Here is a 24,709-nt window from a genome sequence, read left to right on the forward strand (position 1 = left end):
GCTTCAACGGAAGCTTTTGTTGAAGAGACATGGCAGCACTGGCTGCCTTGTTGAAGCTGTCCGACCCATCGGCGCACGGCCGAACGTCGTCGGCGTTTGAGATATCGGTTGGGGTGGGCACCGCCATTTCGGCAAGGCTACAACCTGACGCTACGTGAGGGTCAAGCACTCCATGTTGTGATGCCGTCAAGAGATCATTCGACCGTGACACGCGAGCATTTTTTCAACTGCAGTCGGATCTCTGATCTGATCACCTCAAGCAGTTTTCGGATATCGAGCTGCCGGAGCTGGACCCACAGCATGACCGGGTCATGATTTGCGGCAGCTCAGCGCTGGTGCGCGATGCCCGCGAGCTGTTGGTGGCGAAGGGCTTTGTCGAAGGCAATCACGGGTGAGCCGGTGCAATTCGGGATCGAAAAAGGCTCTGAGCGCCGCGCCTTGATTTTGTGAGATTGAGCTTAGTTTTGAACTATCCTGGTCGGACGCTTAACGCTAGACTTTAGGTGGTTGCGGGCAGGGGAAGCGATGCCGATAATTCGGATCTTGAAGGGTACGGCGACCAGTCCGGAGATGGTCGCGCGTCTCAATCGAGCCTATGAGGAGACGCTGCGCGCTCTTTGCTTGGTGGATCGCAACGATCCCATAGCTGAGATGGTTGCGAAGAAGATCATCGAGATCGGCCAAACCGGCCTCGACGACTCGAAGCGGATATCTGCGGAAGCGCTTAAGCAACTTCGTATTGATTGGTTGCGTAACTCGTAAGTTCAGCGCGGCCAGAATGACTTGCAGTCTACGGCCGACTTGACGGCGGCAGCCGCGCTGCACATTCGCGATTTGGCACTCCTGCGGTAAGCGCAGTAGCCGAGATGGTCGTCTGGTTGTACGCGATACAGGGGTGCTCGCGTCAGTCGCCCAAGACCCAGGTCGCAGCTCGCCTCTGCTGAACACCGATCGGAGAAAGTCCGTCGCCGGAGCAAGCGAATCGCAAACTTACAACGCGTTCGGCCGTCTCACCTTCGCAGAACGCTTTCGATCTCGTACCATCCTGCTGTTTGATTCAGGGCACGCGCAAATGACGGTGTCAACTTTTGCTGAAGCGATGATCTAATGAAGCGATATCTGTACGTAACGCACGCAACACGCACTTTTTGTTCTGACACTGTAATGCTTCACTTTGATTCTAAGCATGTCGACCGTTGATCTGTTTCTTTCGGCGAACCCAGTAGAAAGCGTTATCTGGAGAGGGGATCGCACCATGACCAATCACATGCCCGCCGTCCTCGACGAGCATGATAAGGCTGGAGATGGAGCTCGCGAGGCGGTGTCTGGCACGCAGCCGATGCATCATCGGCTTGGTGCGGCGCGTACTAGTCCCGCCAGACCGGCTGAAACGACCAACAATACTAGGTGTTGTCGATGCGGGTTCGCGGCGGACATGTTATCCCCTTGGGCGAAAGGTTACATCTCGCTGCAATCGGTTAGGCGCGGCGCGGTACCCGAGACTGTCCACGCCAAGCTGTGACATGATTGGTATCATCGGGGTCTTCGGGTCTTCGTTGACCCGCCATGCGTCATCTCAAACGCCGATTTCGGAAGGGAGCGGCCGGTGAGCACTTCGATGTGCGAAGGTCATCTTGGGAGACGCGGAGGTGTTAGCCACCGGCTTGTCTCTCAGGGGATCATAGATCGACATACGTGTACTGCTTGGATAGCGATGCCGTACGTCATCGACCAAGAGGAGGCTCTCATTGGGACCTCCTATCAAGTTGTCCAAACCCGCCTGCGCCGTTATCCTAGTCTCAAAAGCCGATAAGAATTGTCCCGATCGTTCGTAGAGCTATGGTTAGCGTGTAGTTCTCACTCAAGACCGGGGGCACGCCGCCTACTGTATAGTTGTATGATTTCAGATAGTTCAATCCGAGCACGAAGCAATCGTCGACATAGCCGGCGCCGACCACGTATTGATTGATCTTGTTTGCCTCGAGATCCCAGCGCGCCGCACCCTGAACCACCCAGTTCGACGCCACCTTGACCGATCCGCTGGTGAGGATGCCCTCGCGGCGCGTCAGGTAGCCAAGTTCCGGCTGCGCTGCATAATCGCCGTAGGTCACGGCGACCGACCAGCGGTCGAAATTCGCGCTCGCCGTGGCCTCGAAGCGGTTGATGTTCCAGGTCGCTTCATCCATCCGCGAGCGGACGCTGAAGGTGTAGGTGCGGTTGGGCGAATAGGCGAGGCTCGCGACATAGTCCGAGCGCGGGTTCTGCAGCCCGGAGTCGATGCCGGTGTTGGTGACGTCGGCGACCGCGAACGAGTTCATCCCGAACATCTGGTAGGACTGTCCGAACATCCCCTTGCTGCTGCCGCCGCGGTCGAACTGCGTGGTGGCCTGCACGCCGACATTGGCGCGGCTGCCGCCCTCGACGCGGTCGTAGCCGGAGAACTTGTCGACCGCGAACAGGTTCGACGTTTCGAATACAAAACTCTGCGCGTCCTCGTTGGGAAATTTGCCGGCATCGGGTTCGTTGGGCCGGATGATGACCTGCGCGATCGGCTCGACGGTGGTCGTGCCCCACGGCTGTACGTTGATGAAGGGGTAGCGATATTCGAGGCCGACGGTCGGCATGAAGCGGACCGTCTGGGTGTCGCCGACCGGCAGGAAGTTGGAAACGCCCGGCTGAGTCGAAATGTCGGCATTGATGGCATCGGCGCGGACGCTGGCGAACGGCGTCCAGATCTGGCCGAGAGGGTCGGTGTAGGACTTGCGCCACTGCGCCTCGGCCGTCAGCCTTGTGTAGGTGCCCGGCATGCCGCGCAGCAGGCACTGCGACGGCAACCGCGCCATCGGATCGGCGGAGGCGGTCGTGCACAGGCTGTTGGTGTTGGCGGTCGTCGTGATCGGGTCGAACACCGCGGTTTCGCGGGTCAGGTTGACGAAGTTCGTCCTGTAGCTGAACTCGCCGCCCAGGATGTTGTTGTTGATCACGTTGTTGTAGTCGATGACGGGCGCCACCACGGGGACCTGGTTCTGGTTGCCCGAGTAGCTGAGATAGTAGATCGCGCGCGCGTCGAAGAAGCTGCGGTTGCCGACGCCGGTCAGATAGAGCTGCGAGATCGCTTCCGTCGGCAGCGACAGGAACGATCCGAACGGATCCTTGTACTGGGCGAGCCGGTAGTCGGACATGAAGAAGTGGTCGGACAGCACGACGCCGTCCCAGCCCCAGACCCATTTGTCGTTCAGCGCGAACTGGCCCTTGGTGTCGACGCCCCAGCGGAATTGGCGGTCGCCAGGCTGGCCCTTGAAGGCGTCCTGATCGAGCTGGTCGATGCCGTAAAGCTGGATCTGATAAGAGCCGTCCGCGAAGCGCTGGCGGAATTCGGTCTGCAGCAGCACGCCCTGCTTCGAGGTGATGCGCGGACTGAAGGTCGCGTCCATGTCGGGCGCGATCGCCCAATAATAAGGGATTTCGACGCCGTAGCCGAACGCGGTGTATCTGGTGAAGCCCGGCATCAGGAAGCCGCTCTTGCGCTTCACGGTCGGATCGGGCGTCGAGAAGTAGGGCAGATAGGCCATCGGAACGCCGAAGAATTCGAGCTGAGCGCTTTCGAAATACAGCATCTTATCGGTCTGGTTATGGATGATGCGCGCGCCCTTGACCTGCCAGAGCGGCGGCTTCTTCAGATCGTCCTTACACGGCGCGCACGCCGTGTAGACGCCCTTCTCGAACACCGTGTAGTTGCCGCTGGACCGATCGGCGCGGGTCGCCGCCATCCGGGTCTGGTCCTCAGTGTCGACGCGCAGCGAATCGACGAACCCGTCGCGGTAGTCGTCGCTGAGATCCAGGATGTTGGCGTAGGTGATCTTGCCTTCCGCATCGGTCATGCGGATGTTGCCTTCGGCATGAAGACGCTTGGTCTTCTGGTCGTAGATGACCTTGTCGGCCTCGACGCTGGTGCCGTTGTAGAACATCTGGACGTTGCGGACGGCCGAGATGCGCTGGTTGTTGTAGTCGTACTCGACCTCGGTCGCCTGTACAAGCATCTGGTTGTCATTGATCGTCTTCAGCGGCTTCGCACGTGGCGGCGGTGGATTGTAGGAGAAGCTCTGCGCCGATGCCTTAAAGACAGGGACACAACTAGTAGCAATCACAAAGGCTAGCAAGCAGTCGCGGACGAGCGACGTGGAGAGCCACCGGTATAAACGTGCGTGTGGCCCAACTGTAATCAGTTTGCGGCAATGCGCAGCCACAGCCACTAACCTTTCCGTCGGACCGGCCGCAGCCATCTCTCCTACTGGAGTAGAGACCGAAGTCCGATCGCTTGATTGATTGGATTTTTGGCCGATCTGTCGCGGCCGATACAACGCGCTTCTCGTGCGTGGTAGGCTCGACGCGGCCGAGCTAGGGTCAGCAGTGAAGCCGCGCCCGATCCTCTGGTGCCAATCCGTAAACGGCGTCGCAGAAAACAACAGTGTGCTCTGACGAATCATGCGATCCGGAGTTCATCTTTGCAAGTCACAACCATGTTCGCTCCCCCTTCCTGTCCAGTACCGAGCGCCTACGCAAGCAAAGCAAGGTGCATGCCGCTCGAAGATGAATAGCCTCAAGCGGATGCGTCTTGGTGCATGCGTCCGATTATGGACATTGGTCCAAACCCGACACTCGCGTCCTCGGCGGTGATCTCAGTAGCTGGTGGCGGATCCCACGATTCTATTAGTGCGGCAAAAGCGATTGTCAGCTGAGATGGCCATTGATGAAGGCGCCACGCCTGTGTTCGATAGGACGGACCAGATGATGGATCGCCGAACGAGAGTACGCCTAAGCTGTGAAGAGCTGCCTGCTGGTTGTCCGCCGATGGCCGCAACTGATGCGGTCACGCGATTATCAAGCGACACCCACACTGCACTCTTCGATTCGGCGCGGTCCACGATTCGATGGGCGGTGCTCGACGACCTGGAATGGCTGGGCGACGAGCTTATCGGGGCGGATTACCCCTCGGAGTTGGAACAGGTACATCCCGATGTGGCGGCCCCGCCTCGGTGATGACGCCCTGGATAGCCCATGTGCTGTGCTACACTATCCTTCTGCTTCCATAATAATTTCCGAGGAGACAACCGCCCATAATGCCATTCGTTGCAGTAGCAGCCCAGTTATACGCAAACAAATCATCGACATCCTTGCTCGGGACTCCCCTTCCGGGATTCGCCGCCTGCCGAACAAAGGCTTGCGCTAGCGAGTGCCGAAACGCAGAGATGCTTTCCGCATCCTTGGGCGATATCGCGCAGACCAAAGCTTTACTGTCGGCATCCATAAAGATCTGTGGGCCAAAAGCAGTGCCGCTCGGGTTGAAGGCCATGATCAACGTGAAGCTAATTTTGACGCCTCCTGAGGTCGTAAAGCTATGAGATCCCAAAGAAGTTACCAGCATCGAACCGCCAGGCGCCTCAGTACGGGGATTCGGATGGTTTTGCCGGAACGCTCCTGCAGGAGCAAACGTAACCACTTGACGCCATTTGTCTGCTCTCCTTTTTGGAACGCCTTCGCGGAGACAATCTGATTGCCTTTCAGTACTCATCGCTATCGTCGACATCACGTCCCGTACGGCCCACATCGATATGAGGACGGAGAGGCCAAGCCAACGCAACCATAGTCGCTTCACACTTTGCTTCATGCACCGCCTCACCATAGGCTGGCGAACACGGTGCTCGTGGCGATACGCAAGGACTCTACATTCAGCATCACCATCCTCTGCAAGCGATCCGCGATGTTCGCCGGTGAATGAAGCAAGGGACGTGCCGAATCAAAATCGCAGCTTGCTCCGCATCTTCTAAAATGGCTGTTGCGTCCATAGGCCGGCATTGTTTCAAAGCTGACAGTTGGCACAGAACTCTTGCGCCGCTCAGGGCTGCGCCCACCATTTTCAAGACGGGCTAGTCAGGGGAATTATCCGCAGCCGCGATTCAGCAACCGGCTAAGTGGCCCCGGTTGTTTCCGAAGACCCTGTTGGGTAAGTGATCGAGTACCGACGACGGCATAAATGTCATGTCAGGTTCAATACATGGTGCGCACAAAGGGGACGAGAATTTTGAAGACATCGCCAGGCACTTGGCCTGCCTAGCAGCACTGGCATGGTCATTGCTTCCGCCTCAGCAACAGCGATGTAGGGCTAAGAGCATGCAGACGCACTAAACTAATGCCCGCCCTCTTGTTACAAACGCGATTCTAGCGAGACTTTCCTTGCAAGATCTCGCGGCAATAGGGGAGTTCGCGGGGCCGATCGTCCTCAGAGGACGTATGGTTTTGCAGGAGCCGAAACGGCCCCTTGAATATGTCTATTTCATAGAGTCGGGTCTCGTCTCGCTGAGGATTGTCGCCGCGGGGAGCATTCTTGAAATGGCGGTGATCGGATATCGTGGTGCGGTCGGTGCTTCGCTCTTGGTGGGCGGGCATCTTTCGATCTATCAGTCGGTCGTACTTGTTCTTGGAACCGCGTACAGGATCCGTGTCGAGGATTTGCGTCGCGTGCTGAACGAGCGACGCGAAATCCGAGAACATCTGTTTTCGTACGTTCATGCGCTGGCCTTGCATTGCGCCCACACAGCATTGTGCGGAGTTTGGCACGATCGCGAAAAGCGGCTTGCATGATGGCTCTGTCTGGCAAGTGATGCTCTTGAGGCTCACGTGCTCCCAGTCACCCATGACCGCCTTTCGTCTGTCTTAGGATTGCGCCGCGCTGGGGTAACCGAGACCCTAATCCGTTCGAACAACAAGGGCTGATTCGCAAGAATGCGCGGGATCTTACAGATCGGTGAACGCAAGTGCCTCGAGCAAAAGGCGTGCAGTTGTTACAAGCTCATTTCGGACGCTTATGCCTCGCCTGAGCCCTGTGAGTTCAAAAGGATGGGCGGGCTAGCGGAGTTGCCCGGGCAATAGCGGCGACCCGCCCCATCAGGCTCTCATTTGAGAGAGCTGATGGACGTGAACTTACTACTGATCTTGGTGCCCAGCCCATTCACGGTGGCAATGATCGCCAGTGAAATGCCGGCTGCAATCAATGCATGCTCAATGGCGGTGGCTGCGGTCTTATCGACCAAATAGGCGCGTATGATTTTCATGTAGGAAAAATCTGCGGTACAATTGCTAAATCCAACTTAGAACAGCGCAAAAGACATGCGGACATAAGTACGAAACGAACGAACAAGATCGCAGCCCGCGCGGGCGTTTCGTCTCAACTATACGGTAGCAAGTTGGCTCGTTGCACGTCTCTATCGATGCTCGCGGTTCTTACGGATTGTGCATGTCCGCAAACTGACGGGCGAGGCTCAGTCAACAGCGCCATTCGGCCGGTCCGAGCGATCAATGGTGGTCGAGAGCGCCTGGACGTATCGTTGCCCACTGCCAAGCGGCTGGTACAAAGCCAATCGACGAGTGCGTGGTGCTCAGCTTAGCCTGAACGTGCTCTTTATCGAAGCCGAGACAACAGTAAGACCAATTCGCTCTGTCGCCTGGTTGCGGTGCGCACAAAGATGGCCTTGAGATGGTTTCGGGCTGTGCCTGAGGAGATGTTCATCTCACGGGCGATTGCCTCTAGTGATTTTCCTCTTACCAACAGCGATGCGAGTTGAGCTTGCACTGGTGTCAAGCCGAAGACTGCCATAAGAGTCGCTTGAGAGATGACCGGCACTTCATCCAAGTCCGTCAGGACAAGAAGAGTGCCCGCTTCACATGGCGATGCCGACCCTATCAGGATGGCTTTCAAAACGATCTGTCGGCGATTGGAGCGATTGACGACAAATAGCGAAGCTGTCGGTCCTCGCTCATCGGAGACCGAACGGAGCCGATCTACAAGCTCTTCCAATCGCGTTCGCGACTGATAGTTAGCCACATAGAGGCGCCGCCCACGAACAGAGAGCTCGTCGTCAAAGATCTGTGACGCGTGTCGGCTTACAGGTCTCCCTCCGGTGTTAGGATGAGTGCTGTGTAACAGTCCTTATGGACAGCAATAAGTACAGTACTCAAGTTGAACGGCTAGGAGTTGTTGAGACCGGCCGACGTCGACGCTGGACGAGAAGCTCAAGATCGTTCTGGAGAGCATGCAGACCCCGCGGGCGATCTCGTCGACGGCGCGGCGGCACGGCATCTCGCGCTCGCTGTTGTTGAACTGGCGAGGATCGTTCCGTACGGAGCCGCATGGCGCTGCCGGGCAGAAGCCCGGTTTTGTGCCGGCGATGGTGGTGGTGGATCCGATAGCGTTAACTCCTGCTGCGCCGGCGAACGGACGCATGGTGATCGAGATCGGGAAGGACCGTCGCGTCATCGTCGACGCCGGTGTGGATGCAGCTGCGCTGGCGCGGGTGCTCGCCATTCTGGAGCGGCGATGATCCCGGTCGCAGCGGGTGCGCGGATCTGGATTGCCAGCGGCCACACCGACATGAGGAAAGGTATGAATGGCCTGGCGTTGCTGGTGCAGGAGGGCCTTGGCCGCGATCCGTTCGCGGGCGACGTCTTCGTGTTCCGCGGTCGCGCGGGTTCTTTAATTAAAGCCCTGTGGCATGACGGCGTCGGACTATCGCTGTACGCGAAGCGGTTGGACCGTGGCCGGTTTGTCTGGCCTGCGACGGTGGATGGCGTGGTGGCGCTGAGCGCGGCACAGATGAGCTATCTTTTGGAAGCGATCGACTGGAGAAATCCGCACACACATGGCGACCGCAGAGCGCGGGCTGGTACCCACTTTTCTTGGAACGTGTGTCGTGATTCGAGATATGGATGATCCCAGAAGCAAGAGAAGTCCACCTTTCGCGGAGAGACCGCATGGTTCTTGAGGCGTGCTGTCGCTCGCCGGTGATGCTGCAGCGCGATTTGAAGCGGGCGCGGATAGTTCGAAGTTGCCCAATGGCCGCGCCTTGACACCGCCAAGATGAATGACGTCGATCCGCAAGCTTGGCTCGCCGGCGTTCTCGCGCGCATCGCCGAGCATCCCGTCCAAAGGCTCGACGAGTTGCTGCCGTGGAATTGGCATACGTCCAGCGCGCAGGCCAGTCAGGTCGCCTGACATGGCCGAGCTACGTCTTCACGATCAGCCGTGCCGCCGAAATCCGCCATCAGTTCGGTGGCAGCGCCTCGGAAATCTCCTGCGCCTCGCTTGCATCGGCGAAGACCTCCTCACGGATCACGCGCATCGTCACCTGATGAAGGTAGGCTTGCAGAGCTTGGTCAAGTTCGGAAAACTCAGGCCACAGGACTTGGTCGAGAAACCGCTTCGGCCCCCTGATCATGACCGTGTTATGCCGCTGCCGATAGTACCTGTAGGGCTTCATGCCATAGCGTCGGCACAGTGCAAGAAACAAATGGCGCGACCATTGATCAGGCATCGAGAACTGCATCTCAATCAACGGATCCTGCCGGCTGAGTTCGCCTAGACGAGCCCGGACACGTTCCAGCGCGGCCTCAGCAGCGAGCCGTTCGCCGGCCGTCCCGGCCCCAGCGAACAGGGCCTCGATCTTCCGCAACTTCTCGCGCAACTGGGATTCGGTCGACATCAGTAGTCTCAGGCTTTGTCCTGAGCGAAGCCCAACATCCGTATTGCGCGCGGTCAACCGACCAACGTCGATATCCACGCCATTCATTAGCCACGTGAGGTCAAAACACCGCTATCGTCCAAATCCATAAAGCCTGGTCGACTTCAGTGCCGCCACAAGACGCTCGAGTGAACTCGCCGCGGTACTGACCGGATGCTAACGCTTACAGCTACGACGGAGCCAGTTCGAAGCAGGGCAATTTATAACATCGAGCGCACCGATGAGGCTCGAGCACTCCTGAGGAGGATTCATGGGCGACTGAGAGGGAGGTGCCGTTCCGCGGTGGAAACCGAACATTTGAAACTCAATGGATCAGACAGCATCTCCTTCAAGCTTCGCATGCTGAAAGCGACACAAATGGCGGCAATTGCCTAAACTCTTGGTGCAACCGGGGGCGGAGGAACAGTCCGATTTGGGATGGTCCGAGATTTTCATAGGTCACAAGTGAGGACGTGCGCAGACTTAATGGATCCGAATATTAGGCGAGACCGTTAGCGCGCGTCGCCGATAATCGCAGTGGATGACGCCATTTTGCTAAATAAGGCGTCGTCAACCTGGTAGTGCAACACTTTGAGGCGTTGCAAAGAAGAGCGAAAAGAGCTGGGGCCAAGCGATTCGCGATCTCTCGTTGCCATCAACGGCGTGCACGTCACGGTGATAAGACGGAAGCTGGGGCTTGGTGCGCGCTTCGTCCAACAAGCCGGAACTCGTGATCGTGGTCGAAAGCCCAGTTTCCGAACAACGGATGCGCGGCATGTTGGAGATGATGGACGGAGTGTTGCGCATGCATCCCGAGACCGGTGAATACAATCAGATCTGAGGCGGGCTTGCTAAGGTGGCATTTGCAGCAATCATTTAGATCGTCATCGGCGGTAGGACTTGACAACCCACTCGATTAACTTAGCGGTTTCCGAGTTCTTATAACCGATTGAGAGCAAACCGTGACAACCATTGTTGTTCCCTCGGCCGGGCCACACTCAGTTCAAACTCATCCAGCAATCGGGTGTAGGAGATAAACTGAGATGGTAAAGGGGTGGCATATCGGCATCAGGTGTTTAGCACGCGTGCTGTTTCTATCTCAAATGGGACTGGCGCTTCTTCATGCGTGACGTCAGAACCATGAACGAGTGTTCTCATCTTGGATTGCGCGGGTTTGAGCCGACGGTCCAGGCGTTAGCGCGATTTGTTCCCTTACTTCAGCGGCCAGCCAGTAGACAATGGACAAAATTAGCTCTCACCGATCGCCACTGCCATCCTCTGATTGTCCTCCCGGCCGCTCCATTTCTGGACCTCATTGGGTGATGGTCTTGAATTGGCTGGGGCAGATATTTCAAGCAGCGCGAAGTCTCTTTCGCGAGACCATCAAGAGCCCGGCACCACCGAACTTGCCTACAGACGGTGACTGGGTGCGCCTTCGTAGGCACGAGTTCGATGAGCGTTTGGGCAAAGTACTTTGGACAAATGAGCAGTGGGCGGGTGTGAAGTGGACTGTCGGCGGCGACGGTCGCGCTCTCCTAGGCGACCCGTGCATCGTTCACCTGTGCGAACTCGAGAAAGTGTCCTGAGTTGGGATTTGTACGCGCGATGTATGGTGGTTCGTTAAGGCGTCCCTGAACCCTGGTGCGCATATATGGGAGCCGGCGTCTTGTCCGAGGAGCCCCATCAGACATCGGGTCAGCCGGACCTGGCTCGCTGTGTTCTTGCCGCTCGGGGCTGGCATTTGCTTTGGCCTTGGATGACAGACCGGGTGATCCCTCGCTTACAAGGGATCGCCAGCCGATGAGAACAGTGCAGTCGCTGCACCAGCAAAGATGGCAATGTCTACTGCCGCGCATGTGCCCCAGCGGCAGCTCCTTGACAAACTTGGAAATATTGCGGCTTGCCATCACCGCCGTCGTGTCGGTCGAAGTGGCTTCTCACGTGCTTGGGGAGAACAGTGCTGATCTGCCTCTACAAATCGTTCCCGCCGACTCCAAATCAAGGTGAGGTGAAACCGGAAGCCATCATACGGCAATGGAAGGCTCCCGGTCTGGCCCGTGTCAGGCCTGAACCGTCGGTGTTCGGTCCTGCTTTACAGTCGGAACACGCCGTACTGCGGCGCGTCGATCGGTGCGTAGAGCGAGGCACTCAACGCGATTGCAAGGGCAGTCCTGGTATCGACAGGATCAAGAATGCCATCGTCCCAGAGTTCGGACGTCGCATAATAGGCGCTTGATCGTTCGCGATATTCTTCAAGAACCGGTTCTCGAATGCCCGCTAGTTCCTGCTCAGAGAAGTGCCGCCCGGTGCGAGCCAATTGCCTTGCCTTGACGTGGGTGAGGACGCCAACGGCCTGCTCGGCGCCCATCGCAGAAATCTGAGAGTTCGGCCAGCTGAACACAAATCGGGGATCAAACGCGCGCCCCGACATCGCGTAAGTGCCTGCGCCATGGGAGTGATTGCAAATGATAGTAAACTTCGGGACAGACGCGCCGGACACAGCCATGATCAGCTTGGCGCCGTCCTTGGTGATCCCACGGCGCTCATATTCGCGGCCCACCATAAAGCCTGTGACGTTCTGCAAGAAGAGCAGGGGCGTCCGGTTCTTGTCGCATATTTGGATGAAATGAGCACCTTTTAGCGCACTGTCGCCGAACAACACGCCATTATTGGCAACGATCCCGACTTGATATCCATGGAGGCGAGCAAAGCCACACACGAGTGATGTCGCATAACGCGGCTGGTACTCTCCAAATCGACTGCCATCGACCAGACGAGCGATAATCTCTCGCATGTCGAACTGCGATCGCGTGTCCTTTGGAATGATGCCGTAGAGTTCGGATGCATCATAAGCGGGCGGCTCGGGGGCTACGCGATCGATGGAGGTTTTCGCGGGTTGGTGGAAGCGTGCCACAACGTCGCGCGCAATTGCAATTGCGTGGATCTCGGAGGTTGCGAAATAGTCACCGGTACCCGACACGCTTGTATGCATGAGGACACCGCCAAGCTCTTCGGCGGAGACTTGTTCGCCCGTGGCAGCCTTCACGACCGGAGGGCCGCCAAGAAAAATCGCTCCCGTACCTTCGACCATAATGTTGTATTCGCTAAGCGCCGGGACATAGGCCCCTGCCGCGGTGCAGTGGCCCATGACGATGGCGACCTGCGGTACTCCCATCTTCGAGAGTATCGACTGGTTGCGCAGAATTCGACCCGCATGGTATCGATCAGCAAAGAACTCCGCCTGCAAAGGCAGAAAACCGCCGGCGCAGTCGCATAGATGAACTACCGGCAAACGGTTTTCGATGGCTATATCCAAGGCCCGCACGATCTTCTTGACCGAGAGTGGATACCATGCGCCGCTCTTCACGCTGGAATCGTCAGCGTGAATAATCACTTCTCGGCCGGCAACGATGCCGATGCCGACCACCTGCGCGGCGCCGGGAACCTCACCGTTGTATGCCTTGTTGGCGGCTAGCGTGGAAAGCTCCAGGAAAGGAGTTTCCGGGTCCAGCAAGGCCGCGAGGCGGTTGCGAACAAACAGTTTATTTTGCCGGCGCAGCCGCTCGAAATCTTTCTCAGGTCTGTCGAACCGGGCTAAGCGTTGGCGCTCCTTCAATTCGGCAGCCAGTTGTCTGTTGTGGAGGTCGTTGCGACGAAACTCCTGCGAATCGACGTCCGCCGCAGAACCGATCCGCTGCATTTCAGAACCCTTTTTTTGACAGCGTAACCAGCACGGCCTCGTGCTCGAAGCTCTCGTTTTCCTTGACGTGAATCCGCTCGACGATGCCGTCCTGGGGTGATCGTATGATCGTTTCCAGCTTCATGCTTTCAATCATCATTAGCGCCGTCCCCGCCGAGACTGAATCGCCGGGCGAAACGGTGATCGCGACAACCATGCCAGGCATTGGCGCTCGGGCTACTAGGGGATGAGTCCCGCTATTCCCAGAAGCGTGGGTTCGTAGCGGATCGATGTAGCGCAAGGTACGCGTTCTGCCGCGGATATGGAGGTGAATGAGCTCCCCGTCGATCACGAACCTGACGGGTTCGCTCTGCCCGGCAATGGTCAGAATGCCGCTGCTGTCGCTGCGCTGGGTGAATGCGACGGGGGCAATCACCTCGTCTCGCAAATGAAGGCGGTAGCCATGCCGGCTGGCTGAAAGCCACAATGTATGTTCTACGCCGTCAACCTCGAACGAGTGATACATTTCAGTTTCTCCAATTGCCGAGCGCTGAATGAAGCTCTGGCACGGCATCTGCCGAGTCGCGGACCGGCCTCGTCAGGAGAGCAGCGGATGCTAGGAACGCAGACATTCCGGCAGCAAAATTACCCGCTGCGAGATGCGGGTTCTCTTCAAGGTATCTGGCATGAAAATGACCGCCGAGGAATGCCTCGTCGGAAAGGATCCGGGCGAGCAAGTTCGCATTGGTCTCGCACCCAAGTAAAATCAATTCGCGAACCGCACGATGGGCTTTCAGAGTAGATTCTATGCGGCTTGGTGAATGCACGATGATCTTGGCGAGCATCGGATCGAAGGCCGACGTGATGTGCTGGCCTTGCATTATACCGCTGTCGATCCGTACGCCATCGGGATACTCGAGAAGAAGTACTTTTCCGGTGCTCGGAACGTATCCGCGTTCAGGAGCCTCCGCGTACAGCCGAAGCTCGATTGCATGGCCGTTTGAAACGATATCGGACTGGGAGAATGCAAGTTCGCGGCCCGCTGCCGCATAGATCTGTTCTGCCACCAGATCGAGGCCAGTAATCATCTCGGTGACCGGATGCTCGACCTGAAGTCGTGTATTCATTTCGAGGAAGTAGAAATCATCTCCGCTGAAGATGAATTCGACCGTTCCTGCATTCCGGTAGTTCGCTGAACGAGCGATGCGAACCGCCGTATCGCAAACTCGAGCCCGCAATTCATGAGATAGCGCGGACGAGGGCGTTTCCTCGATAATCTTCTGGAACCGGCGCTGCACGGAACACTCGCGCTCGAACAGATGGACGAGGTTCCCAAAGCAATCACCGAGCACCTGTACTTCGATGTGTCGCGGGTTTTCGAGATATCGCTCGGCATAAAGTCGGGCATCTGCAAAGTAACGGCCCGCTTCACTGCGCGCCTGCTCGATGGCTGCCTCCAAAGTACTAAGGTCGTGTACAATCTGCATGCCCTTTCCGCCACCGCCAGCCGATGGCTTCACGAGCAGAGGAACTCCCATGGCCTGCGCTCTGGAGGCAAATGTCGCCGGATCATCTTCTTCGATGACGCAGGGGGCGACCGGAAAGCCATTGCACTGAACGAAATTGCGTGCGCGGATCTTGTCACCCATCAGTTCGATGGTTTCAGGAAGAGGACCGATGAACGCAATGCCGGCGTTTGTCACGGCTCTGGCGAACGCCGCATTTTCGGAAAGCAGCCCATAACCCGGATGCAGCGCGCCGGCGCGGGCCTTGTCGGCGGCCGCGATAATTTGCCCAGTATCGAGATAACTTGCGATCGGCGTGCTACCGCTGATCTGGATAGCCAGGTCGGCCATGAAGACCGCGGGAGTTCTCGCGTCTATCTCGTGGTAGGCGATTGCAGAACGGAGTCCAAGCTTACGTAACGTTTTGATGATGCGGGCGGCTATCTCGCCTCTGTTGGCGATCAGAACGGTATCGAAGGGCAATTGTTGCATTTGCCTATCCAGATAAGCGTGAAAGCAGACCGCCGTGAGCGGCCAGGCTCGGTGCCTCCAGCCGACGTCGCGTGAACGTCCTGCGTGCTAGGGTAGGCCATTTCGGAACGTGAGGCGGGCGAACCGGCCACCCGATCCCTCACATCGAGTTGTCGTCTTTCTTGCGCGCATCTCGCGAGGAGATCACGTAACGGCATTGCTGGCTGAGGCTCGCGTGCTTGGATTTGAGGCAAGCAAGGATAGCGACGTGGCTCGGTATGTGATTGCTACAAAAGCGAAGCACGTCCTCCATACAAGCCTGTCTATCCTCGGAAGTCGGAGCTTGATCTCGCGCGATTACCTGCCTCGGGATTACAGCAGTCACTGCGGCAGCTAGATCGATGGCGCGACAGGATTTGAGGAGCGAAGCCAAACAGGGCCCTTGGTCTTGAGTCATGTCGTTCCTTTAGGTCGGTGGATCTGCAATATTGGCCGTCTTGAGCGAAGCGCAAAATGGTCTGTCCGTCGGGCCACAGACGTGTCGTGCCAGGTGCACTGCCTGCAAGTTCCCGTTTCGCGGATTTAGTCTCGCATGGCGCGGCCGTGCGAAAAGACAGAATGAGCCGCTCCAAAGTAGGGGTGAGCGCCAGTTAGACGGCAAGGTACTGACAGCTGAGCTGGCCGTGTAAGCGATCATTTTGAGCTTCCGGGCGACTGTGCAGTCGGTCTGGTATGCCTCGATGTCCTGAGACCTTCGGCTTGGCACGTCTTGAGGTGTTTGAGCAGCCCACCTGACGGCCGATAATTGTCGCCATAGCCGCGCGATGCGGGATCGAACAAGACGTGTGGCCCGGTGCCGGGCATATCGAGGCAGAGAGATGAATCAAAGCCAGGTGCGCTCAAGCAATGGCTGATGACGCAATTGATTCTGCGCAACGCACCCTGATGGGACGCCTCCAGGTCATTTTTTGTGTAGTTGGCCTACGCTCCACATTAATGTGGAGACGGTGATTGGGATGAGAGTGCCTCCTGCGGAAATATCGGAGGGCCCGATTTCTTCCGCCGCTGGCCGAAGTGGCCTCGGATAACGTGTGAACAAGCCCGCATGTGCAGAAGCGTATGATCCTGTGTGACTCTCGCCAGGTGCGTTTAGATGTTTGACACATTCGCTATTCTCATTGCCTGCAGGAAGCGTCTGTATTTGTCGGAGGCGGTCCCGACCTGTCCAGGATGTACAATCTGACGCTGCGTACGATTCAAGCCCCTTCTTGGGTCAAATCGACCGAGTATCGTCTACGGTGTGCATATTCCGTGCGAGCCTCCGCTACTATGGGCGGTTTTGCGCGCTGAACGGCTGCAACGGGACAACAGGGCATCATGCGAGGTGCGCACGCAATGCCAGCGCGTACATTGGTGCGGCCTGGTAGCTGCCATTTCTTACGTGATTATACGGAGCGCCGGCGTCGCATTTCTTTGATGTCCAAATTGCATGCTCACGGCATGAATCCAAAAAGCAAACTCTACCAGCCCGACCACTGGCGAAGCCGTGCGGAAGCAACGCGAAAGAAAGCGGAAGGGCTCGCTTACGGTAAACCCAGAGACAGGCTTCTTAACGTTGCGATCGAGTACGATAAGCTGGCTCGGCGTGCCCAAGAATGGCAGACGCGCAGAAGCGAGGACGAAACATGGTCCGAGCGAGAGCTATAGGGCTTTGCTGCGCCTCGATAAGCCGTGCCTCAGCTAGACAGCGGCAGTGCCAGAGCAAATGTTACTCAGCGATCGGTACATCCAAGCAAGTAGCGCGGGATTTAGTGTTTTTGTCCACGTAGGCCTTGTGGCTTCGAAGCATATTGAGTGGCCTCGAATCTGGTTCGGTATGGTATTCCGGGTGCGTCTTCCTGCCTCAGTTACGAATTCATGTCTGGCTAGCCGTGCCGGGGCGCAAAGCTGGCCTGTGAAAGAAGTCTCCGTTTCCAACTGACGATGGGCATATTGCCGCCCTACAATCGGACCGTCGAGGTCGGGAGGTGCGCGCCACCCGACGCAGCGTTTCTTGTGATTTGTCAGTTCCGCGAGCTTCTTTGGCTCATGCGACGATCCAGTAAATGCCCGCCCAGAGCAGCGCACCCAGGAGGAGCGCGGCCAGCGGCCATAGATTCCATCGCCGTTGCGCCTGCAAACAATGGCAATCGGCGTCGTAAGGCCTGACAGTCGGGTGCTTTGGTGCGCGCCAGTGAGTCATTGAGCAGGTGCCGCACTGGTCCACGGAGAACGGCTGGTTTCGGGATGAATCGTGTCGTTCATAAGTTCGCAGTCTTCCTTCAAGGCTCGGGTTGTCGGATTCTTGTTTGTGGCGCGACGTGCATCTAGGTGATGGTGTTCTCATGCCGTGGCGGTCAGAAGAGGTGCTGCCAAAGCTGAGTGGCGCTGGGCAGTGCATCGCTCTGAACCAAACAAATAGCCAGATGAGTGAGGCCTGGACTCACTGCAGCAATCAGCATGCCACAAGCGGACAAGTGCCGGCGCAGCCTTGATGCGAACAGGAAGTCCCCCGCTCGGTTTGGCGACACGCTCTCGCTGCCCTTGGTCGGAGTTGCGACCTTGGTGTCTGGAATACGACATCGGCATCGAAAGAAGGTAAGAGCTCGCTAGCGACATTCCGCAAACAAGGGTTGGGAGTTGCATTGTAGGGACGCGGCAAAGGGGCAGCCAACGGCGCCGCGGTTGCAGTCCCTCAAGATAGACTAATCAGCTTCTCTGACCATTAGCTTACGAGTCCTCATCGACGGCTGGATGTTATCGGTGTAGGGACACGTAATGCGCTAACCTTCACGGCGTGAAGCGAGCCAGTTTCGATTTTGCTCCCGCACGAATCAATCACGGTCACATAGATGACGCATTGGCACTGTTTCAGAGTGGCGAGCAGAAAGCTGCGAATGACTACAGGACAGTTAGCGAGGCAGCAATATCGCTCTTGAAGCATTGGATAGGCGAAACGTGCTGTGGTATTGCGAGCGATAATGGAAGGTAGATGTCTAGAGGCCATTTCGGAGTGCATGCCAAGCATGGCGGTCGATCCGACGGCGATGAGGTGGTGGCCCTCGACGCCTCCGTAGGATAAAAGCGCATCTCCGCGAGACCTCGACCCGGCGCACGCAGCGAAACATTGTGCGTCAACTGCGAAAGCTCAAGGACACATCGCGTGCTGAAGCGGGCGTCGTTCGGCGGTGTACGCTGCTGTCAATGAGCAAGGTGCTCCGCGTGGGCCTCGTGCGGTGATGGGGGTGTCGGGTCCCCCATACCCACCGAGCCTCGCAGAGCGGAAATTCCAACCTATGCGCCGGGTGATTATCGAGCGGACCTTGCACGGTTTGCATTCGGGCAATCAGGACCCCGTAAGGATTCGCAACCGTGCTGAGCAGGGCGTCAGCGTCCAAGAACGACAGGAGAACAAGTGATGGACATCTGCAGCTTTCTCAGCAGGTGGTTCGCTGAAGAATGGTATTGGAGCGGCGTCCCAAGGTGGACGGAACACACGCCGAGTTGTGAGTTGCGAGACAAAAATGTCATCTACGTCGACTTCAAGGCGGCCCACGAGGCAAAGGAGGAGACGTGCGGGCGCAAATCATAGAGAAGCTGGAGGCCGGTCGCGTACAATATGGCCAGTTTGCCAGCCTTCCAGGATCAGGTCCTTGCGGCATGTTCGTTGTACAGGGGCCTTGCGGCTGTGAACTGAGAATCAGCGGATTAATCCGTCCTGGCTGGGAGCATGTCGCTGTCTCGACGCCGCGACGTTGTCCCAATTGGGAAGAGATGTGCTTCGTCAAAGACCTGTTCTGGGATGAAGAGGAATGTGTCATGCAACTGCATCCCCCACATTCGCAATATGTAAATAACAGTCGGTATTGCCTGCATCTGTGGAGGCCAACTCATCGGGATATCCCAATGCCACCACCTGGCTTCGTGGGCATCGTTGGGCTCGGCCCGTCAGAGGCGGCAATGTGGTTTGCGCGCATGAGTGCGACAGCATGATGCGGTAAGTTAAAGATTGTCTGCGTGGAAGATGAAAAGCAGTGGTTCGGCACTGCTGGCAGGCCGCACCGCAACAGAAGATGTCGGTTCTTCCGCTTGCCTAACGCCCCAGGCTTCTTAGCCCTGCGAAGCAGGAGGTTAATGATAACGCACGGGCCCAGCAAGGTCTCGTGCGGGCCAGTACGGAAACGACAGAATCGGGATCGGATCCTGGCCGCGTCAAACCTGCGTGCGGAGCCGGGCCAAACTCGGGCGCGGCAACAACAATTGCATTCGGCCGAGGATTGTGCCCGAGTACTCCGCATCCTTTAAGTCGGCGACCACGCTCCGGCATTTCGACCGGGATTCGGGAGCAGAAAAGGTGGCCATCCAAGAGACACCATGCGGCGGCTTGTCCAACTTGTTCTTCCTCGTCAGCTCATCGTCAGCTTGCCGCAATATGATTCGCAAGTGGGACTTGCCCAGCCCACTCGGTCTAGGCAAGCCTACGCTAAAGAGGCACGCGAACCGTCATGTTTGATCCAGTAAGTGGCCAAGCCACCCGCGCCAATCAAGCTGATGAACTGAGTCAGTCGGCGGACAACAGCCACTTCGAGCAAGCGCTTACGGATCTCGCGCACGGAGAGAGCCAGCCTCCTGAAGAACTGTCAGATAAAATGGGGCTCTGCTGCAGCAGGCCGCATACCTCGGATGCAAACATTCACACCCCGGTCTCGTCGGACCCCCCCCACCTCCACCTCTTCTCTGTCTTCCGGCTCAAATCCAGCCTCTCCCGCGGAGCCGAGCCAGCCTTTGTTCCAATACAGAACTACCGAATTGCCTGGCGCCAATGTCGATGGCATCTGCGTCGGCTTGGCAGCGGAGTGGTTCCTCAATCTCGCCAGCAGCCCTTCGTCCCGAATGAGCGCACTGTTACCGGGCGCTCAAAACCATGCCTCGGCAGCAGTGCGGCAGCAGCGATATGAAGATCTCAAGGCGTTGTTGCAACGTGACAGGGCGAGAGATTCTCCCAACCTTCACGCAAAAACTACAATGTTGCGTGAGGCGGGATTGGAGCCTGCGGACGAGCAGACTCGATATACGTTTGGAACGTCCTCCCGAATTGCCCGGATAGTGAATGAAATCACGGACGATCGATCGGTTTACCTGATCAGCCTGCGTTTTGCCGCGGGTGGCGCACATGCAATTGCTAGCTCGACATCGAATGGAATGACGACTCTCTTTGATCCAAATTATGGAGAATTTACCGTTCGCTCACGCCAGATGGGCGAGTTATTCAAAAGCCTCGGCGACCGTTACAGTAACGTGAATGGGCTTGATATATCCATGGTCGTCACGCAAAGAATGACGTGAGCATATCGGGCTTCGGAGGTCGGTTCGACGTCCTGGCGCGAATTCTTTTGCCTGACAGAAACGATGGAGAAGGGCAACCGCATTGGTTTGAGGTGCAACACAGAAGCCATCGAAGGTCGAATTTGCGGCTCTTGATCGCGCAGATCGTCCCGGTACTGCCCTGAAGGTGTCGCAGCTTGGCGGAGAGGTCCCGGACAGTTCTGCGGAGAAAGTGCTGTACGTTAGCGAGATCGCCTTGCTTGCTTGAGAAAGGCGGACCGCTCACGCACGACGGAGGGCCGCTGCCCCGAACTTCAATAGCTGAATGGCCCTGCGCCCGGATTGTGCGGCTCGGGAAGCCACAAACGGTGTCTGTTGATCGGTCTCGGTTGAATTCGCGCGACCACTCATCCCTTGAGGCGCAAGGCTGAAGCCGTCTAAACGTTCCAGAAACAGGGGTTAAGCTGCTGGCGTTGGCTTCAATGGCCTCGACCCCTTGATTGGCGACATGTTCGCCGGCTGGCCGGTTCTCAGCGATGCGCGGAACTACCTACTCTCAAGCGCAATCGGCTCGTCGGTAAGGTGCGTTTTTCGCAGCAAGCTATCGGATCTCGTCCAATGAGAGCTCGTGTATCCGTTTCGTGCGGGCCTCGTTGATCGCTGCGCGCCCGTCCGCATAGGTGGTATCATCTGCAACTTTGCAAGGGCCGGAACGGCGGCTTGGGGCCGATCGTGAGCTCGCAGTCGCCCTCGCCGGCCCCCGGTTGCTCATCCCACGAGTCGCCGTTGCTCGTGAGGGAGTGAAGTGGAGAGCACCTGTGGCGGATTCCTGCCGGCCCGACCGATCCGCCTGTCAGGTTCGTGACCAGATGTCGGTGGTCGACGTAAACGCAGGCCGCGGCAAAGGCAAAATCAACAATTTTGGATTGGCGCGCCGCTTGCTTCTTCACGGCGTCGTCTCGATCGCTCCCGGGGGGCGATCGGTTCGATTGACTAAGCAGAGGTGGAGAGATTGGCCAGGTTGCGAGCTGAGGTGAACCGACACGTGAAGCGTCCAGCTAGGAGAGGATCTAGAAGTACTCAAAGAGTGTATGACACGCTTTGAACACCCCCGGCTCTAAATCCGGAAACCGATGGGATCCATAACCTGTCAAGCCGCATGCGTATTCCCGTTGTCGTGGCGAATTATCTGGATGTCTATTCGGGTGTTTTCAGGAACTGTTCCTGATGTCATTTGTGCAGATATGAGAAGAAGCCCAATCATCACGCCGCTAAGCGTAGCGAACACGCATCCCGCTGACGTATATATCTCGCCCGTCAACTTGACGGCTAATGGCAGGGCACATCTTGGCCACGCTGCCGGGCCATTTCTCAGAATGGATGTCGTACAAAGGCACCTGAAGAGGGCAGGGCATCATGTTCGCTCCGGTCTGACGACCGACGGTTTCGAGAACCATGTTCTGGTCCGAGCAGCGCGCGAGAACATTGACCCGTCGGACTTGGCTCATGGCTTCCATGTCGGGATTGCTCACGATCTCGCCTCACTAGGGATCGTTTTCGATCATTTCGATGATCCGGCCCATGGCAAAAATCTTCAGCGGTTTTCCAATGTCAGCAACGCGCTAATGGACGCGTTATCTGCAGCAGGATCGTTGCAGTTTCGCGCAGCGCGGTTACCCATCGACGATTCGGGCTCTGCTCTCACGCCAACGGAGGAGCGTTTCTGCATTGGGGGCTGGTTTGGCGCAACCTGCCCCGTATGCGAGGCAGCTGCAGGGAGCTTCTTCTGCGAACAGTGTGGACATCATTTCGAGCCCGATGAAGCACAAAATCCGGTGTCGAGGCGAGGGCGGATCGTAGAATGGATAGATAACATTTCCGCCTTTCTCTCAATTACTCGAAACGACCAGCTCGTCCGGGCGTGGGACGATGCGGCTATCGAACCTCCCTTTGTGGAGATAGGGAAGCGGTATGTCGCTCGCAAAGGGCAGCAAATGCGGTTGACCGTTCCTGGCCTGCATGGATTGTCCTGGAATTCGCAGCAGTTCAACACTCGTCAGATCCTGTTTAGCTACTCCTCGTTGCTCTACGCTCATTCCCTCTATTGCGGGCATAAAGATACGGAGGCATCGGGCACGCCAAGCGCCTTTGCGCACAGTTCCGATACTTTCCTGATCGGCGCAACCGGCATCGACAATACAATCCCGATGCTCGTCGGAGTTACCGGTTGCGCATTGGGCCAGGAGCCATTTCGCCAATTTGATCGAATTTTCTTTAATCATTTCCTTCGGTTGAACGGATCGAAGTTTTCCACCAGTCGCGGCCACGTGATTTGGGCGGGTGAAATTGTTCAAGTGCCGGATATATGTATCGATATCCTCAGAGTGTGTCTGTCGGAAATCTGCCCGGAAGAAGCGGAAACCGATCTGATCCCAAAGCAATTGGTTGATCGCTATAATGCGATTCTCGACAGGAGCTCTGTGGTCATCAACCGTTGTACGGACACCATAAACGCGACGCCAGCCTTCACCGCCTGTCACGTAGATGATGCGATGATGATCGCGCTGAACCGGCTGTACGACCGACAGTGCGCAGCTCTCTCGCTAGATCATCTGCGCGTATCGCAAGCTTCCAGATCGGTGACCGAATGGCTCGATTATCTTGATTTCAATTCAAGCCATCAGGTCGCTTACACATGGTTGATGGGCTTCAGCATACTGGGTTGGCCGCTGATGCCAAGGATAACAGAAGCTCTGTGGCACTGGCTCGGTCATGACGGACATCCCCTCGCAGCCTGCGCTGCGCGACCCTCATCCGAACGACGCGGAATCGTACCGAGAATTGATGGGCGCCGGTTGACGGCCGCAGACATTGATCGGTGCCTTCCTGGAAACGTTGCACCATGAGAGCCGCAGCAAACATTGTCGCCGCCGAGAAATTGCCCGATGAAGTGCCGCTCGAGGTCTCGATTCCATTCATCCTTGGTAGTATCAGCTTGGCCGCATCCTATGGGTCGAGCTTCCTTCTCGTGGATGCTCTGCGGTCCGCTCCACAGAGCGCATCCGTAGCCGGGGCAGTTATTTCGACCGGTACGGTCGCGACAATACTATGTTCGCTTGTAGCTGGCCGGATCGCCGATTTGTTGGGCGTGATGCGAACGATCACCCTCGCTGCCGCGGTGATGGCAATTGCAATGATCTGTTTTGCAGCGGCGCCAGCTTTTATGTTACTGGCTTATCTCGGCGGGCTCTCGCTCGGCATTGGGTGGTCAATCTTCTACATGCTGGCGCCGCTTCAAATCCTGGAACGCGTGCGGCCTGCGGCTCGTGTCAAGTATCTCACCTTGCTTTCCGGATCCCAAATGCTGGGGATCGGACTTGCTGTTCCCCTGGCGCGCACCGTCGCGGAGATTTCTGCGTCCTACATCGCAGTGTACTCTTTATTCGCGGCTGCGTGTCTCGTTGGCGCGATGCTGTTGGAGTTAGCCGGCAGGGCACTGGCACAGGCTCCTCAGATCAAAATGGCGACTGTTCGACTTACGTTTGAGGGGGTGCGAGAGGCCTTCAAGTCGAAAACGCGTTATCCGATCGTCATGATCGGCATCGGCGCGTGCGTGTTTTCCGGTCTGTCCACGTTTCAGACGCTTTACGCTTCATCGCGGGGTCAATCCGCCGATACATTCTTTCTAGTCTTCACGTTGACAGCCGTTTTCTTGCGCTTCGCGGTGGCGTTCGTCATCGGAAAGGTCCGGCTTGAGTGGGTAGCTGCGTTCCTCATCGTGTGCACCATAGCGGGGCTATTCTTACTTTTGATGAATGCAGGCAGTGCGGAGATCTACATCCTCGGTACAGCGATATTCGCCCTTGGATACGGACTTAGCTATTCGACTCTGAACGGTATGGTTGTCCTCATTGCAAGTACAGACGGGACATCATTGGCGGTTGCTTCTCAGGTCTTCACGCTTTCCTACTTCGTTGGCCTATTCGGATTTCCATATATCGCCGGGCGGATCCTGAGCGCTCACAGCTTCGATGATCTGCTGATGATCATGATGATGCTTGTCGGTGGAAATGGCATCGTTCTCGCAATTCAAGTGTTTTCGACGAGCCCGGAGCGTTAAGTGGCTCATCTTGCGG

General features: G+C 57.1%; 16 protein-coding genes and 3 pseudogenes. 11 read left to right on the top strand and 8 right to left on the bottom strand.

Annotated elements, in window-relative coordinates:
* Positions 1-570: 570 nt before the first annotated feature.
* The gene (locus tag ACVIGB_RS43230; protein WP_456724737.1) at positions 571-762 is read left to right on the top strand and encodes a hypothetical protein; all 192 of its coding nucleotides are present in this window, start codon (positions 571-573) and stop codon (positions 760-762) included.
* A 1,037-nt stretch (positions 763-1,799) separates the two neighbouring features.
* Here the strand turns inward: ACVIGB_RS43230 and ACVIGB_RS43235 are convergent.
* Both ACVIGB_RS43235 and ACVIGB_RS43240 read right to left on the bottom strand, forming a co-directional pair.
* Positions 1,800-4,283, bottom strand: coding sequence for an LPS-assembly protein LptD (locus ACVIGB_RS43235; protein ID WP_456724736.1), 2,484 nt, complete (start codon positions 4,281-4,283; stop codon positions 1,800-1,802).
* A 785-nt stretch (positions 4,284-5,068) separates the two neighbouring features.
* Positions 5,069-5,668, bottom strand: coding sequence for a hypothetical protein (locus ACVIGB_RS43240; protein WP_456724735.1), 600 nt, complete (start codon positions 5,666-5,668; stop codon positions 5,069-5,071).
* Positions 5,669-6,234: 566 nt separating this feature from the next.
* Between ACVIGB_RS43240 and ACVIGB_RS43245 the strand changes: the two genes are divergently transcribed.
* Positions 6,235-6,642, top strand: a complete 408-nt coding sequence (locus ACVIGB_RS43245) for a hypothetical protein (RefSeq protein ID WP_456724734.1) — start codon at positions 6,235-6,237, stop codon at positions 6,640-6,642.
* Between the two features lie 311 nt (positions 6,643-6,953).
* On the opposite strand, the gene ACVIGB_RS43250 is transcribed toward ACVIGB_RS43245, so the two are convergent.
* The gene (locus ACVIGB_RS43250; RefSeq protein ID WP_456724733.1) at positions 6,954-7,112 is read right to left on the bottom strand and encodes a Flp family type IVb pilin; all 159 of its coding nucleotides are present in this window, start codon (positions 7,110-7,112) and stop codon (positions 6,954-6,956) included.
* A 347-nt stretch (positions 7,113-7,459) separates the two neighbouring features.
* Positions 7,460-7,654, bottom strand: a complete 195-nt coding sequence (locus ACVIGB_RS43255) for a LuxR C-terminal-related transcriptional regulator (RefSeq protein WP_456725288.1) — start codon at positions 7,652-7,654, stop codon at positions 7,460-7,462.
* A 436-nt stretch (positions 7,655-8,090) separates the two neighbouring features.
* Between ACVIGB_RS43255 and ACVIGB_RS43260 the strand changes: the two genes are divergently transcribed.
* The 4 genes and pseudogenes from ACVIGB_RS43260 to ACVIGB_RS43275 form a co-directional block, all read left to right on the top strand.
* The gene (locus ACVIGB_RS43260; protein WP_456724732.1) at positions 8,091-8,378 is read left to right on the top strand and encodes a hypothetical protein; all 288 of its coding nucleotides are present in this window, start codon (positions 8,091-8,093) and stop codon (positions 8,376-8,378) included.
* On the top strand, positions 8,375-8,767 hold the full coding sequence (gene tnpB, locus ACVIGB_RS43265; RefSeq protein ID WP_456724731.1) for an IS66 family insertion sequence element accessory protein TnpB: 393 nt from the start codon (positions 8,375-8,377) through the stop codon (positions 8,765-8,767). The genes ACVIGB_RS43260 and tnpB overlap by 4 nt, the downstream gene beginning before the upstream one ends.
* Positions 8,764-8,877 (top strand): annotated as a pseudogene (locus ACVIGB_RS43270) (IS630 family transposase); the annotation flags it as partial. The gene tnpB and the pseudogene ACVIGB_RS43270, both read left to right, overlap by 4 nt.
* Positions 8,878-8,905: 28 nt before the next feature.
* Positions 8,906-9,049, top strand: a pseudogene (locus ACVIGB_RS43275) (transposase domain-containing protein); the annotation flags it as partial.
* Between the two features lie 49 nt (positions 9,050-9,098).
* Here the strand turns inward: ACVIGB_RS43275 and ACVIGB_RS43280 are convergent.
* Positions 9,099-9,536, bottom strand: coding sequence for a hypothetical protein (locus tag ACVIGB_RS43280; protein WP_456724730.1), 438 nt, complete (start codon positions 9,534-9,536; stop codon positions 9,099-9,101).
* Positions 9,537-10,117: 581 nt separating this feature from the next.
* Between ACVIGB_RS43280 and ACVIGB_RS43285 the strand changes: the two are divergent.
* Positions 10,118-10,395, top strand: a pseudogene (locus ACVIGB_RS43285) (phosphomannomutase/phosphoglucomutase); the annotation flags it as partial.
* 1,251 nt (positions 10,396-11,646) lie between these two features.
* On the opposite strand, the gene ACVIGB_RS43290 reads toward ACVIGB_RS43285, so the two are convergent.
* Genes ACVIGB_RS43290 through ACVIGB_RS43300 form a run of 3 tightly spaced genes read right to left on the bottom strand, consistent with a single transcriptional unit; the run spans position 11,647 to position 15,230 of the window.
* Positions 11,647-13,254, bottom strand: coding sequence for an acyl-CoA carboxylase subunit beta (locus ACVIGB_RS43290; RefSeq protein WP_456724729.1), 1,608 nt, complete (start codon positions 13,252-13,254; stop codon positions 11,647-11,649).
* Position 13,255: 1 nt separating this feature from the next.
* Positions 13,256-13,759, bottom strand: a complete 504-nt coding sequence (locus ACVIGB_RS43295; RefSeq protein ID WP_456724728.1) for a biotin/lipoyl-containing protein — start codon at positions 13,757-13,759, stop codon at positions 13,256-13,258.
* A 1-nt stretch (position 13,760) separates the two neighbouring features.
* Positions 13,761-15,230: an acetyl-CoA carboxylase biotin carboxylase subunit gene (locus tag ACVIGB_RS43300; protein WP_456724727.1), complete on the bottom strand. Its 1,470-nt coding sequence runs from the start codon at positions 15,228-15,230 to the stop codon at positions 13,761-13,763.
* A 3,678-nt stretch (positions 15,231-18,908) separates the two neighbouring features.
* Between ACVIGB_RS43300 and ACVIGB_RS43305 the strand changes: the two genes are divergently transcribed.
* From ACVIGB_RS43305 to ACVIGB_RS43320, 4 genes are all read left to right on the top strand, one after another.
* A complete protein-coding gene (locus ACVIGB_RS43305) occupies positions 18,909-19,241 on the top strand; it encodes a DUF7694 domain-containing protein (RefSeq protein WP_456725287.1) in 333 nt (110 codons plus the stop codon).
* 792 nt (positions 19,242-20,033) lie between these two features.
* Positions 20,034-20,594 carry a YopT-type cysteine protease domain-containing protein gene (locus tag ACVIGB_RS43310; RefSeq protein WP_456724726.1) on the top strand — a complete coding sequence of 187 codons (561 nt, stop codon included), beginning with the start codon at positions 20,034-20,036 and terminating at the stop codon, positions 20,592-20,594.
* 1,172 nt (positions 20,595-21,766) lie between these two features.
* Complete coding sequence (locus tag ACVIGB_RS43315) at positions 21,767-23,479, top strand: class I tRNA ligase family protein (protein WP_456724725.1); 1,713 nt, start codon at positions 21,767-21,769, stop codon at positions 23,477-23,479.
* A complete protein-coding gene (locus ACVIGB_RS43320; RefSeq protein ID WP_456724724.1) occupies positions 23,476-24,693 on the top strand; it encodes an MFS transporter in 1,218 nt (405 codons plus the stop codon). Before ACVIGB_RS43315 ends, ACVIGB_RS43320 begins: the two co-directional genes overlap by 4 nt.
* The last annotated feature ends 16 nt before the right edge of the window (positions 24,694-24,709 follow it).

This window comes from Bradyrhizobium sp. USDA 4341, assembly GCF_054063755.1.